Origin of the sequence: Candidatus Angelobacter sp. (genome assembly GCA_035607015.1) — a bacterium.
Classification (GTDB): domain Bacteria; phylum Verrucomicrobiota; class Verrucomicrobiia; order Limisphaerales; family AV2; genus AV2.
In genome coordinates, this window is record DATNDF010000421.1 from 1 (window position 1) to 13459 (window position 13459).

Sequence of the window (13459 nt, forward strand, 5' to 3'; positions counted from 1 at the left end):
AGTTTATCGCCTGTTTTCTCACCGCTTCGCTTGCGCCGCTGGCGACCGGGTGCGACACGATGCGCGACTCGACGATGACCGGCCGGCTTTGGGATGCAGGCGGAGTCAACCGCTGTCTGCCCGCGCCGACACCGAACCTGAAGCTTTATCGCACCCAGGACGACAAGGATGTGCTGGTGACGTACGACGAGTTGCGCGAGAAAAACGATTCCATCCGGCGCCGCGCCTTTTTCTTCAAACCGAACATTCGGCGGCTGGAGGACCGCAAGCGTCCGAAATTCGTCAGCCCGGACAAGGTCATGGAATTGAAACTGGTCCCGGTGGCCGGGTTCGGAGACACAAACGCGCCAACTGGCGAAGTGGTGTTCGCAAATATTTCCGGAGACAGTCAGGATTTCACGCTTGTGTGGTTTGGTGCTGAACTCGGTCCTTACACGCTGCCCGTGTATGTGGACCGCGGCAGCCAATTCCGGCGCGTGCTCTTAACGCCGCTGACAACCACGGGCGACGTGATTGTCGCGGTGGCGGTGGTTGCCGTGGTAGCGGGCGCGATCGCCGGTTACAGCTATGCATGTAGTGCTACGGCCAACCATCGCTGAAATACACGCCGCGGCAGGTGTGGGCCAGCGAGGCCGGCTGGCGCGCAAGGAAATGCCTGCAAGCCACGCACCTCCCCAAAGCCATAAAGGCCATCCAACGATCCGCCAGAAATCAGGCTCCGCTTACCAGCTTTTCCAACCGGTCGTACGCGGCGCTCCACGCCGCGACGTGAGGCTGGATGATTTCCATGCTGAACGAATCACGGACGATTTTGCGCGCTTCTTCGAGCGAGGGCACATGGTTCAGCGCCATCGCCTGCACGAGGACGTTGCCCGCCGCCGCCGCTTCGGTCGGGCCGATCACCACCGGGATCTGGAGGGCGTTCGCCGTAAAATGATTCAGGAGGCTGTTTTTTGTCCCGCCGCCCACGATGTGCAACCGTTCGATTTTTCGACCGGTGATTTTTTCGATGTCTCCCAGCGTCCGGCGGTAGAGCAGCGCGAGGCTCTCCAGAACGCAGCGGACAATGGGGCCCGGCTTGCGAGGCACGAGTTGGCCGGTCTCCTTGCAAAAGGCCTGAATCTTCGAAGGCATGTCGCCCGGTTCCAGAAAACGGGGATCGGACGGATTGATCAGGGATTCGAACGGCGGCGACGATGCAGCCAGGTGTGTCATCACGTCGTAGTCCAGGTCCTGCTCCTTTTCGGCCCAGTGCCGGCGGCATTCCTGGATGATCCAGAGACCGGCGATGTTCTTGAGCAGGCGAACGGAATTGCCGTAGCCGATTTCGTTGGTGAAGTTCAACTCGCGGCTGGCGTCGTTGATGATCGGTTCCGGCACTTCAACGCCCATCAACGACCAGGTGCCCGAGCTGAGGAAGGCCCAGTTCTGGCCGCTGGCCGGCAGTCCCGCCACGGCCGCGGCCGTGTCATGTGAACAGGACGCGATAACCTGCACGTCCTCCAGTTTGGTTTGCTGGGCGATGTCTGCACGCAATGGTCCGAGCGGCGTCCCGGACGGCACGATTTGCGGAAACAGTTTCGACGGCAACTTCAACGCATGGATCAATTTGTCGGACCAGTTTTTGGTGACCGGATTGTAAAGTTGCGTCGTGCTGGCCATGGAGACCTCCATTTTGGCCGCGCCGGACAGCAGGTAGTTGAACCCGTCCGCCACCGAGAGCAGTTGATGCGCCTTGCCGAGGCGTTTGGATTTTTCCGCCCCGAGTTGAAAGAGCGTGTTGATCGGCATTTTCTGGATGCCCGTCTCCGCGTAAATCGTTTCCCACGGGACTTTGTCGAGCACCTCCTTCATCCCCGTCTGGGAGCGCGCGTCGCGGTAATGGTAGGTGGGAGTGATGAGCGAACCGTCCGCCTCGAACAGCATGTAGTCCACCCCCCAGGAATCGCAACTGAGAGAGGCGATGGGGTCCTGGTGCTCGGCAACCTTGCGCAGCCCCACCAGAACCTCCTGGAATACCTGCGGGATATTCCAGCAGAGCGAGTCCTTGTCCTTGATGGGCTGGTTGGAAAACCGGTGGAGCTCGCTCAAGGCGAGTTTGCCGTTGTTGAGGGTGCCCTCGATCACTCGGCCGCTCTCCGCACCGAGATCGCAGGCAATGTAGTAGGTCGTCTTCATAGCTTAAATTGACTCGCCAATTCGCCGCGCGGCTCAAATCCGGTGCCCCCGAATGCGCGGAACCCATCCGCGCTCGCGACCATAACGGTTGTCGCATCCGGCATCAAGAAACAAGCGCGTTGCCCGGGACGCGGACCGCGGCGCCAGTCCACGAGCGATGTCGCGACCATCGCAGGCCGCTTGTCAGCAAGAAGTGTTCTGATACAACTCCTGCGTGCGGATTTTCATCGCGCTCGCTTTTGTGGCTGTGACGGGCCTTTTTACCGGCTGTGCTACTCCACGCGAATCAATCCAATGGCCCCGTTACCAGCTTTCCGCCGCGCAAACATGGCGGTTGAATCTTCCCAGGGGAGAACGCTTTGACGCCTCGGGACTATACCTTACACCGCAGGGAGAATTGCTCGCGGTCAGCGATCGCGAACCTTCCGTTTATCGCATTCAGATTCCTCCTGACGGTGACGCCTCAGAACTGGACAAACTGCCCAACTGTTTTACTGCCGCGCAACTCGCGCAGTTCGCACCGGAAAAAATCGACCGCTACGATTGCGAGGGCATCACCGTGGACGAGCGCGGACGCGTTTACCTTTGCGAAGAAGAGAACCGCTGGATCCTGCGCTGGGATCCAATGACGCGACAGGTCGAACGACTCAACATCGACTGGACGCCGGTGCAAAAATATTTCAGCAAGACCGATCGCAACGCGTCGTTTGAAGGCATCGCCATCGGCGGCGCCAAATTATACGTGGCGAACGAACGCGAGCAGGGACGGATCGTGGTCGTTGATCTCAAGACGCTCAAAGTGGTGGACGATTTCGCGGTGCGATCAAGCGTGTTCGCGCCTTGGGGACCGCACTACTCCGATCTCTGCTGGTTCCGAGGTGAGCTGTATGTCCTCATGCGTGAGGATCACGTCATCCTCCGCGTTGACCCGCACTCCCATCGTGTCCTGGCGGAATACGATTTCCGGGCGATGGAGACCGCTCCCGAAAATAAATACCGCCTCGTGCTGCCGTTCGTGGGGGTCATGGAAGGACTGGCCGTTGACGACCACGACTTCTGGCTCGTGACCGACAACAACGGCCTGGGGCGCGTCCGCCACCCCGATGACCCGCGCCCGACGTTGTTCCGATGTCCGCGGCCGGATCGTCGCGCAAAAATGAACCCGTGAAATGAGAATTACAGCACAAGTTCCTCGATAAATGAAAGCATGCGCTGTACGACTTCCCAAAACAGAAGGGCTTCCGCTCCATCAGAAGGCGACTGAATCCACAGTCGCGTCCAACTTTTTGCACAATTCCAGCGTGGCGTCCGGCAGCCCCTCCCCGCGGTGTCAATTCCTGCATGCGTGGCGACGCCGCGGACGCCGGTTGCGAGCTGCGCCGAAACCGCATTGCTTAAAAAACATGCGAACGATAGTGACCAACTCAACAAGAACCGGGTGATTTTCATGTCGTCTTTGAGCCACAGATTGAACGTGGATGGAACATGGATTTTCAAACGTCTTGCGGTAGCGCGGTCTGTGACCGGATGTCGCAGACCGCGGATTCACACGATAATCTCTACACGGTGGAATGCGTTTCGTTTGGCCGAATGAAGAAGTTCAAGCACACGCCGATGACGTGACGGAAGGGATTTTTTGATCAAAATGGTTCCACGCACCGAGGACTCTTAAGCTTCAGAATGCTGACCGCATGTTCGACGTCTAGCGTATCGTTGCTCACAAAATCACCACCCTCGAGCGTTAACCGTATGGGTCCTCTGCAGGTGAATCCACTATTGGGCTGCGGCAGTCCAAGGCGTGCGTGGCTCTTTATGACGTCTCTCAATTTTCTTTTATTCTCACAACGAGGCGTCAGCTGAGTGCAAACTACCGCGCCACCTGAGGTCCGGACATCGCGGATATAATTTACTTGCGGGTGCTTGTAATCGTTTCCTGATCCGACGGACACAACTACCTTTCTAGGTGAGACGCTTTTCAGCCACGCCAAAGCTCTTTTATCTCCACGGTCGGCGGGCGCCCCGTGGTGAGGTCCGACCAAATACTCGGGTCTTGAACCTTGGCATTGAGCAGCAACGTTTTCTATTGTCGTGTCGCTCGCCCACAGAATCTTAACTGCTGAATGAATCGATAGTGATAAGACTCCGGCGGTTTCATTGGCACTGGGCGCCATAATATTCGACAGAACAGGCGGAAACTTAACTTCCAAACTGCTTCCTGAATTACTATCAGACCAGAGCACCCTGGGGGCTTCAAGGCGACGGATATTGGTCACTTCGCCGCACTTCTTTGCGGTATCGAGGCGACGGACTAGTCGAACGAACACGTCGTCTTTCCTGGATCGATCTTCGAGAAAATAGACAGTTCCAATTCGTGAACGCGCCCCATCAACCACAGCGTTAAGAGCCCCTATGTGGTCGGCATCATTGTGCGTCAAGACAATGCTATGTACCCTTATGTTCCCGTGTGAGATAAGCCAACCTGAAATAGGATTTCCCCTAGGTCCTACGTCAATCAAGATAATCTCCCCGCTGGGCAAATGAATGACGCTACAGTCTCCTTGTCCGACATCCCAAAACTCGACTACGAGCGGTTGCTGGGCCATGACCTCCACAAAGTTTCCCCGTCGATGACTTCGGCTGAAGGAGCTGGAGCAACTTGCGATATCGACACAAGCTTATTGCCTTCTCCGAAATTTGCGAGCGCCGTAAACGATTCGCCGGGATTCAACAACTCGAGAGACTTTGCTACCGACCTCGGAACAACCTCCTTGGTTCCATCATGCCATTCGATCTCGAGGTCAGCCGGTGTGGCGGCGAGTAGTCGACCCTCTGTAAAGATCGCAGGCGCATGCTCGACGCAAAATCTGCGGTAGTCTGCTTGGCGGGAAATTTCCTCCCATTCTCGCTCCTCATGCTTGCTTAGCTCCTTCCGCTCCGCTTTCCGGAGAAGGAACAAAAACTTTCGAATAATTTCACGACTAATCTCTCCCCCTCTTTGCCACGGAAGGCGAACGTTCCAGCCACGGATTTCTAGTTCATAGGTTCGGCGATAATAGGCAATTGTAGGATAACGCTCGAGTATGAGAAAGTATTCTCCAAACGCAAAGTGACGCTGATCCAATTCCGCTTCGATTGGCACATCAAGATCGAATTGAGATGAAGACGAAACTTCAACCGTTCGTGGAAGCTCGTTAGCAAGGTAGCTCGCTCTTTCGGTTGGAATGTCAGGTGCCAGAATCATAGGGGCCAAAACTGTCGCGAGCTTGAACGGTGAAATACGCCTCGAACTCTTGCAAAATCAAATCGTGAGCTAGTCTAAGCTCATTTTTAACTTCGTCGAGTGAGATTTTGCGGCCCAAACCTTCCGTTGTGGCCTTAAAATCGAGCCGCAATGCCAAAGTGCTACCGGGTTGGGATTCAATGTTTTGCAAATGAGCACTAAACCGCATCGGCGGCGTCTCAGTGATTCCTAAGTTAATCTCAAAGTTATATGGCGGAATGAGCGTTTTGCCAGGTCCTGGAAGGTTAGAGAAAAAATTCAATATGTTCTTTAAGTCAATTTTGTTTTCGCTCGCAAACTTCGGGACGGTCTGAAAAGAAATAAAATTAACATATTCCAGTGTAATCCCGCGCAACGTTTTCACTTCAAAATGGTCAGCCCAGCGTGGCAACCAATCGTGCGAGAACTCCTCCAGTTCCTCATAATGGCGCGGATTGGCCGGTCCTCCCACGAGATTAAAAGCCACTCGATCTCTCCATACTTGTATTCCCTTGTCTCTGTTACTTTGGCCTCCTTTCCAGAATCTGTGTTTCAAGGACATTCGCTGATGGTTCTGGTCAAACGAAGGCATCCCATCCTTCTGGGTAACTTTGATCTGCCACTCGGTAATTGTTTCCATCTCGGGGAAACTTTTTTGCAGCAAATCTTTCCATTCTTCTATTCGACGATGAAACAACTCCTCATCGATCTGAACCCCGACCGAAAAGGCTCGCTCCACAATTGGTGGCCTCTTGTATTTCCTCATTGATGGCTTCGGCCTGTCTAACGCAGCAACGGCGATCAGTTACGGCAACTCCCCAATAGTGATGTCCTTGTACCACGCCTCGGTCTTGCCGCCGCCGTGCACCTGCAGGCCGATCCGGCCGAATTGCGGGATGGCATCGTCCGCTTCGGTGTAGTCCACCGTCTGAAGGCCGTTGATCCAGGCGCGTATCCGTTTCCCTTCCGCGCGGATGACGTATTCATTCCATTCGCCACGCTTCAACACCTTGTTGACCTCTTTGATGTCGGACTTGGCCATGACCTTGTTCCGTCGAGACTCGTCGTAAATGCAGCCCCACCATTCGGGATCGCCCATGTCCACCTGGTAACCGCTCATTTCAGTCGGCGGGTTCTTCGTGCGCTCGCTGCGAATCTGCACGCCGCCGTTAATGAAACCTTCGGTGCCGGTCAGCTTGAAATTAAGCTTCAGCACGAAGTTGGTGAATGAGCGCGTGGTGGCGATGAATTGGTTTTCCGGCACGGTTGTCTTGAGCGAGCCGCCCACGAATGCGCCGTCCTCGATGCGCCAGGTTTTGTTGGTGTCACCGTCCCAGCCTTTGAATGTTTTGCCGTCGAAGATCGGAACGACCCTGCCGGAATCGGCGGCGTTCGAGGAAAACACGGCGAGCAAAACGAAAGTGGCAGCAAGTGATTTTTTCATAGTTGGAGCGTTGCGTTCTTCCCGATCGTATAACGGTGAGGCGAGGCTCTGTCGAGCCGTGACTTCCATACGTAGCCGCCGGGTCAAACGCCGTGTGAGGACACGCGGCCTACAGAAGAACGCCCCGCGTTGCAGGCCGACTGCCCTCAGTCGGCGCGCGTCGCATCTGGATGCCCTCTCTCATTCGTAGCGGCCGGGCCTAATGAGGGAATTTCTGTGCGTGCCGGCCAGATTACACTTTCCACTTTCGCAGACGCAACGCATTGCCGATGACGACCAAATCCGAGAGGCCCATTGCCGCGGCGCAAATCACCGGGCTGAGGAAGCCGAGCGCGGCCAGCGGAATGGAAGCGGCGTTGTAGAAGAACGCCCAAAACAGGTTCTGTTTGATGGTGAGCAAAGCTGCCTGTGCGAAACCGAGCGCTTCCGGAATTGCCTGAATGTCGGACTTGAGCAGGATGATGTCGGCAGCCTCGCGGGCAACGTCGCTGGCCTTCGCGACGGCAATGCCGAGGTCGGCCTGCTCCAAAGCCGGCGCGTCGTTGATGCCGTCACCAACGAACGCGACGCGCTCGCCGCGCTGTTGAAGCTGCTTCACCATCTCGGCCTTTCGCTCCGGGCGAATTTCAGCGAACACGTTTTCTTTCGCGATGCCGACCTGCTCCGCGATGGCGGCGGCCGTGAGCCGGTTATCGCCGGTGATGAGATAAGTCGCTTTGCCTTGTTGGTTGAGTTGCCTCACCACTTCGCCGGCATGCGGTTTGATGGTATCGCGCAACGCTAACAGGCCGACGAGTTGAGCGTCGGCGGCAAGGCCGAGGATGGTCGCGCCCTGCGCAGACCAATCGTTGACGAACTTCGTCGCGCGTGTGAGGTCAACCCCGGTTTCGCGGAGCCAATTGAGCGAGCCGAGTCGGAACAAAGATCCGTCCAAACCCGCCTGCACGCCTTTACCGCGCAACTCCTGCCAATCGGAACTTTGGATTCGGCGGGCCGCCGGGTCCGGCAGGCCAGCGGCCTGCGCTCCCCGGTCTTGAGCGGCCACCGCCAGGCTGAGCGGATGGTTCGACGGCTGCGCGAGCGCGGCGGCCAATTCTTCAACTGGAACAGAACGATTCGACGCGTCGCGCAAGTCTTCAACGGCCGCAACGGAAAGTCTTCCCTGTGTCAGCGTGCCGGTTTTGTCGAACACGATGGCGGTGATCGTTCCCGACTTTTCCAGCGCCGCGCCGTCACGGATGAGAATGCCGCGCTGCGCGGCGGCATTCGTGCCCGCCATGATCGCCGCCGGCGTGGCCAGCCCCATCGCGCAGGGACACGCGACAATCAACACCGCCGCCGCCTGAATGAATGCAGCCGCCAGCGCGGTGGCCGGAAAGTGAACGGGCCAGAGATACGGCGCAATGGACTGGCCGACGCTCAACGCGTGAGCGTAGGCGAAACCCCACCATGACGCCGTGGCCAGCGCAATCAGCACCACCACCGGCACGAACACGTTGCTCACGCGGTCGCCGAGCTTCTGGATGTTCGCCCGGCTGTTTTGCGCGCGCTGGACGACGGCGATGATTTGCGCCAGCGCGGTGGCTTCGCCGGTGGCGATGACGCGCATCACGAGCCGGCCATTCTGGTTCACCGTGCCGGTGTAGAGTTTCGCACCGGCCGCCTTTTCGACGGGCAGCGATTCGCCCGTGAGCATGGACTCATCCACGGCCGAACCGCCTTCTATGACTTCGCCGTCGGTCGGCACGCGGTCACCGGGTTTCAACACGGCCCGATCACCGGCGCGCAATGACGCGACCGGCACCTCGGTTTCTTCGCCGTCCGGGTCCAGTTTCCGCGCCGTTTGCGGCGCCAGATTCATCAACGCGCGCAACGAACCCGCGGCCCGCGAACCGACCAGCGCTTCAATGAAATGCCCGGCACTGATCAGTGTGATGATCGCGGCCGCCTCCATGAAGTAGAGATGTCCGTGCCAACCGGTGAGCAGACCCCACAGGCTGAAGCCGAACGCCGTGCTGGAGCCGAGCGCGACGAGCGTGTCCATGTTCGAGCCGCCGCGTTTGAGCTGGCTCCAGGCGCCGCGGAAAAACCTCGCGCCGCACACGATCATCACCGGCGTGGACAGGGAGAAGGCGATCCATTTGAAGGCGTCACTCGTGCCCCAGCCAAAGACCCATTCGCCGATGATGAGCGGTAGCGTAAGCGTGGCTCCGAGAATCACGGTGAACTTCCATGTTTCGAGCGCCGAACCCGGCGGCCCGTCCGCGTGGCAGCAGGCCGCTTCCGCCGGTGTGGCGTCGTAGCCGGCCTGCTTCACCGCGCGGACGACGGTTTCAACACTCGTTTCCGCGCCGGATTTCCAACGCACAGTCGCGCGGCCATTTTCCAGGCCCACGTCCGCGCTGGCGACACCGGGAACACTTTGGATCGCCTCCGTGACATGCCGCGCGCAGTTCTGGCAGGTCATCCCACCGACGGTAAGCTCGGAAATGTTGCGGCGACCGGTGGGTTCCGCGGCGGGCTCATGGACGTGCGCGTGCATAAAGCTGTGGCTATCCTTCCTTTACTCGCGCCCGCAGTCAAATTCACGTTGACCAGCGGAGCGGCTTTTCATTAGGTTAACCGCGTCAATCACACCAACAAAATCGAAAGGTAATTTTATGGCTAAAATCGTTCCGTTGATCAGTTCGGGAGTCGCCGGACCGCTGGGAGTGTTGCACCTTCCGCGCCTCTGGTTGAAGGTGTCGCTCGAATGCCGCGGCAAACTGGCCGACGGTTATCCGGGCATCGGCAAGGGCTACGACATGATGACCATCAACGCGCTCGGGTTGAACGCGGACGCGGTGAAAAAGTTCATCAACGATTCGAAACCGACCTACTGCCAGTTCGAAGCCTGGGTCAAGAAGCAACCCGGCGTGAAGCTCGACAAGGCGACCCTCTACAAGCACAACTCGGCTGTCCGGGGTTACATCCACGACGACGCGACGCGCAAAGGCATCCTCGGCGCGAACGGAGTCACCGATGAAGGTTCAGTGAATCCCGGCGCGGTGGACCTCAACAACCTTGATGACTGGTACGAGTTCCATCAGACAGAATTGAAGTAACTTCCTCCGGACAATTCGAGCCGCCGTTCTCCCGAACGGCGGCTTTTTTACGGGTCCGGATGTTTCGAGAAGCGCGCGGGCCGCAACCGGCGTTTTTGATGCCACGCCACGCCGATCAAATCGAAAATGCCGCGCCCAAGCCGGTTCCATACGCCGTACTTGGAAACACCTGCCGCGCGCGGCCGGTGATTCACAGAGGTTTCTTTTGTGACCGCGCCGTTCCCGTGAACGAGAACCGGCAGGAAGCGGTGCCAGCCGTTGAAGGGAAAAACACCGTCGAGCGCCGTGCGCTTGAAGACGCGCAACGAACAGCCGGTATCCTGAAAGTCCGCGCCCAACGCGGCCCTTCGCGCCCGGCGCGCGATGCGCGATGACACGCGGCGCAGCCACGTGTCCCGGCGGTTGACCCGCACGCCGCAAACGAAATCAGCGTGCTCCAGCTCGCAGAGCAGTTTCGGCAGGTCCGCCGGATCGTTCTGTAAATCTCCATCGAGGGTGGCAATGATCGGCCCGTTGGTTTCCCGGACGCCCGTCCAAAGTGCGGCGCTTTGACCGCTGTTGCGCTCGTGACGGAGACCGCGCACGCGTGGGTCGAGCCGATGCGCCTCCAGAATTTTTCCCCAGGTGCCGTCGCGGCTGCCGTCGTCCACAAAGACCACTTCAAACGGCCGCGGTTCCTTCTCCAGCGCCCCAACGACCTCGCGAGCGAGCGGCAGAACGTTGTCTTCCTCGTCGAGGACTGGAACGATGATGGAGATTTCAACCGGCACAAGTGAAGACTAGCGGCTGCAGGTAGGAAGTTGAAGGTCGAAAGTTCAGCGCAAAGCCCCGTGCTATTTGAGCGTCTTCAAGAAAGCGAACAGGTCGCTGACATCCTCCGGCTTCAACCCCTCAATCAGCCCCTCCGGCATGATGGACAAGCGGGTGTATCCCGCGCGCCTGATGTTGCCGCGAGGCAGGCGCAGGTCTTCGGTGTTCGGCTGGCGGAGCACAACCGAATTGTCATCCTGTGAAACGAACAGCCCTTCCTGAACTTCGCCGTCGCGCGTCTCGACGCGAAACCGCCGATACCCCGCCTCCATTGCCGCGTTCGGCGTAAGGACGTTTCGCAGCAGCGACTCAATCCCGTTCGCGCCCGCGCCGTCAAGGACCGGCCCGATCTTTCCACCCTGCCCTTTCACCGCGTGGCAGACTCCGCAGGTGCTCACAAACACTTGCTGACCACGCGTCAGGTCGCCGGATTTGTTCGCCAGCTCACGGAATTGCGCGAACTTCGCGGCAAGCGCCCTTGCTTCGATCTCGGTCAAAATCGGCGGCAAATCGCCGGTTCGTTCGATGTGCGCGCCGCCCTGCAGTTTACCCCACGAGTCACCGCTTCCGTGATAGAGCAATGCGGACGTCAGGCTGTTACGATCCATCGAGACGTTGGCCGACGCGCGGATTTCATCGGGCGAGCGACAGACGTTCCAGACGCGGAACTCGGCGAACTCGCCTGCCGTGCCGCCGGCAGGATTCGAGAGGCCCACCTTCAAATGCTCGAAGTCCCTTTTTTCAACCGCCCGACTCGTCACGTCCAGTTCGCCATTCTGGAACAGCCGGAACCTTCCGTCCGCGTCGCGCGTGAAGGCAAGATGCGTCCACGCTTCGGGCGCGACCGGCTTCGTGGCAATGACGATGTCGCCCACCCCGCCGCCGACCCAGACGCGGAAACGGCCGTCGTGAAAATTGGCGTCAAGCGCGCCGGGTCCGGCGAGGATCGAATCCTGGTTGTTGATGCCCGGGTCGAGCTTGGCCCAGCACTCGACCGTGAACGGCCCGTGAAGCGCAAGGTCCGTGTCCACACAGTCGCCGTCGCCGCCGTTCAAACGAAGCACGGGTTTCAATTCGGAACCCACCTCGGCAGCCAGTTTCTTCACCGCCGGGTCGTCAGGCAGCACGATCGAGAGTTTGTCGAGCGTGTAGCCGTCGAGCTCGTCGCGCGCAATCGCGCCGCTCCCCACCGAGGCCACAAGCTGTTTCGCCCCGGCCGCGGAACTGGCGAGCCGATCAACCGCCATTTTGCGTAGCGTTGGCGTCAAGGACGGCCAGACCTCGAGCAGCGCCGGAACCGCGGCGTCTGTTTTTGTGCCCGCCAGGGCGGTAACGGCTTCGCGTTGGACGGCGGTGTTCCCGCTCGTCGCAAACCGGCGGAACATATCCACCCGCGCCGAACCCGACTCCCGAAGCGCGCGCAGCCCGGAAAGCTGGCGTTCGGCGCTCGCTCCCGGTTTCGTCGCGGCAGCGACCAGGTCATCCTCGAGGCCCGTGAGATGGAAACCAGTCGCGAGTTTCACCAGCAAATCCTGGTTCGCCTCGCCCGGGTCGTTTTTCAAGAACGCGCGGATGGCATCGGTCAACAACGGCGCCAGCGCGGCGTGATCGGGGAGACGGACGCGGTTGTCATAGAGAAGTCGCAACGTGCCGGGAACGGCAAGCGCGGCTTTCAAGGCCGCATTCGCCGCAGGATCGGTCGGCACGGATGCGACGAGCAACAGTTCCTCGGTCGAAAGGCCGCGTTTCAATTGAGGCAGCAGCGCCGCCAGCCGTTTTGCTCCTTCGATTCCGCCCATCGCGACCGCGGCAAAGGCGCGCCGTGCAGCCAGGTCATTGCTCGTGTCTGCTCTGGCGTCAAACCACACGCTTACGGCGGAAGGATTTTTCTCCAGCGCCAATCGGACCAGGTAACGTTCGTACGATTCAAAATAGGGAGACCATTTCGCATCCTGCGGGGGAGGCATCCGCACCGCGGCCCGGAGCAACTGGGTCACGACCTGATATTGAGAAACCTCGGATGCGGGCGTCGGCCCGGCCAACATCTGCCCAAGCAGACGAATCACCTCCTGTCGGACCAGGCGATCGCGGTCTTCCAGGCCGCGTTTGGCGAGAGCCAATGCCTGCTCGCGTGAAATGCCGGACGGCCGGTCGAGGAGTCGCCGCGCCACGCAAAACGCCTCCTTGCGCAGCGCGCGGTGCGGGGCCGTGGCCAGCTTCTCCAGTTCCCTCAGTTCAACTTTATCCAGCCCTTCGAGGCACCATAGAGCGCGGATGCGCAGATCATTCGGTTGAGCATCGTTCGTGACGATCCCGGCGAGTTTGGGTGCGAGTGAAACGGCGTTGCGGTCCACAATTTCCTGCCAAGCAGCGTTGACCTCCCAGGTGTTCGCAGCGTTGAGGTGATCGAGCAGTTCGGAGTCGGATGCCTGGTAAAGGTTGGGAACGTTGGCGCGCGGTGTTTGCGATTCGTGCCGCACGCGCCAGATGCGGCCGCGCGTCTTGTCGCGCTCGGGATGGTTCCGGGGCACTTCGTTGTGCGAAATGATCTTGTTGTACCAATCCACGATGTAAAGGCAGCCGTCGGGACCGAAGTGAATGGAAACGGGGCGGAACCACGGATCGCCGCATTGAACGAAGTCAGGCAGATGTTCGAGCCGCCAG

The 13459-nt window shown here is 59.2% G+C and carries 10 protein-coding genes; 3 read left to right on the plus strand and 7 right to left on the minus strand.

Going from position 1 to position 13459, the window contains the following annotated elements:
* Window positions 1–599 (plus strand): hypothetical protein (locus VN887_16885; GenBank protein HXT41685.1); only part of this gene is annotated, 599 nt, incomplete at its 5' end.
* 112 nt (window positions 600–711) lie between these two features.
* Here VN887_16885 and VN887_16890 read toward each other — a convergent pair.
* On the minus strand, window positions 712–2178 hold the full coding sequence (locus VN887_16890) for a rhamnulokinase family protein (GenBank protein HXT41686.1): 1467 nt from the start codon (window positions 2176–2178) through the stop codon (window positions 712–714).
* Window positions 2179–2392: 214 nt separating this feature from the next.
* Here VN887_16890 and VN887_16895 point away from each other — a divergent pair, with 214 nt between their 5' ends.
* Window positions 2393–3346, plus strand: a complete 954-nt coding sequence (locus VN887_16895; protein ID HXT41687.1) for an esterase-like activity of phytase family protein — start codon at window positions 2393–2395, stop codon at window positions 3344–3346.
* Between the two features lie 1413 nt (window positions 3347–4759).
* On the opposite strand, the gene VN887_16900 is transcribed toward VN887_16895, so the two are convergent.
* The 4 genes from VN887_16900 to VN887_16915 form a co-directional block, all read right to left on the minus strand.
* On the minus strand, window positions 4760–5419 hold the full coding sequence (locus VN887_16900) for a hypothetical protein (protein HXT41688.1): 660 nt from the start codon (window positions 5417–5419) through the stop codon (window positions 4760–4762).
* Entirely contained in the window at window positions 5403–6203 is an 801-nt protein-coding gene (locus VN887_16905; protein ID HXT41689.1) for a TIGR04255 family protein, read from the minus strand. The genes VN887_16900 and VN887_16905 overlap by 17 nt, the downstream gene beginning before the upstream one ends.
* Window positions 6204–6242: 39 nt before the next feature.
* Window positions 6243–6881 (minus strand): DUF1080 domain-containing protein, encoded by a 639-nt coding sequence (locus VN887_16910; GenBank protein ID HXT41690.1) that lies wholly within the window; start codon window positions 6879–6881, stop codon window positions 6243–6245.
* A 232-nt stretch (window positions 6882–7113) separates the two neighbouring features.
* Window positions 7114–9423 carry a cation-translocating P-type ATPase gene (locus VN887_16915; protein ID HXT41691.1) on the minus strand — a complete coding sequence of 770 codons (2310 nt, stop codon included), beginning with the start codon at window positions 9421–9423 and terminating at the stop codon, window positions 7114–7116.
* A 118-nt stretch (window positions 9424–9541) separates the two neighbouring features.
* Here VN887_16915 and VN887_16920 point away from each other — a divergent pair, with 118 nt between their 5' ends.
* The gene (locus tag VN887_16920; protein ID HXT41692.1) at window positions 9542–9985 is read left to right on the plus strand and encodes a DUF5069 domain-containing protein; all 444 of its coding nucleotides are present in this window, start codon (window positions 9542–9544) and stop codon (window positions 9983–9985) included.
* A 47-nt stretch (window positions 9986–10032) separates the two neighbouring features.
* Here the strand turns inward: VN887_16920 and VN887_16925 are convergent, their stop codons facing one another.
* Together VN887_16925 and VN887_16930 are read right to left on the minus strand one after the other, a co-directional pair.
* On the minus strand, window positions 10033–10755 hold the full coding sequence (locus tag VN887_16925; protein HXT41693.1) for a glycosyltransferase family 2 protein: 723 nt from the start codon (window positions 10753–10755) through the stop codon (window positions 10033–10035).
* 63 nt (window positions 10756–10818) lie between these two features.
* The coding region (locus VN887_16930) for a LamG-like jellyroll fold domain-containing protein (GenBank protein ID HXT41694.1) at window positions 10819–13459 on the minus strand (2641 nt) is incomplete at its 5' end.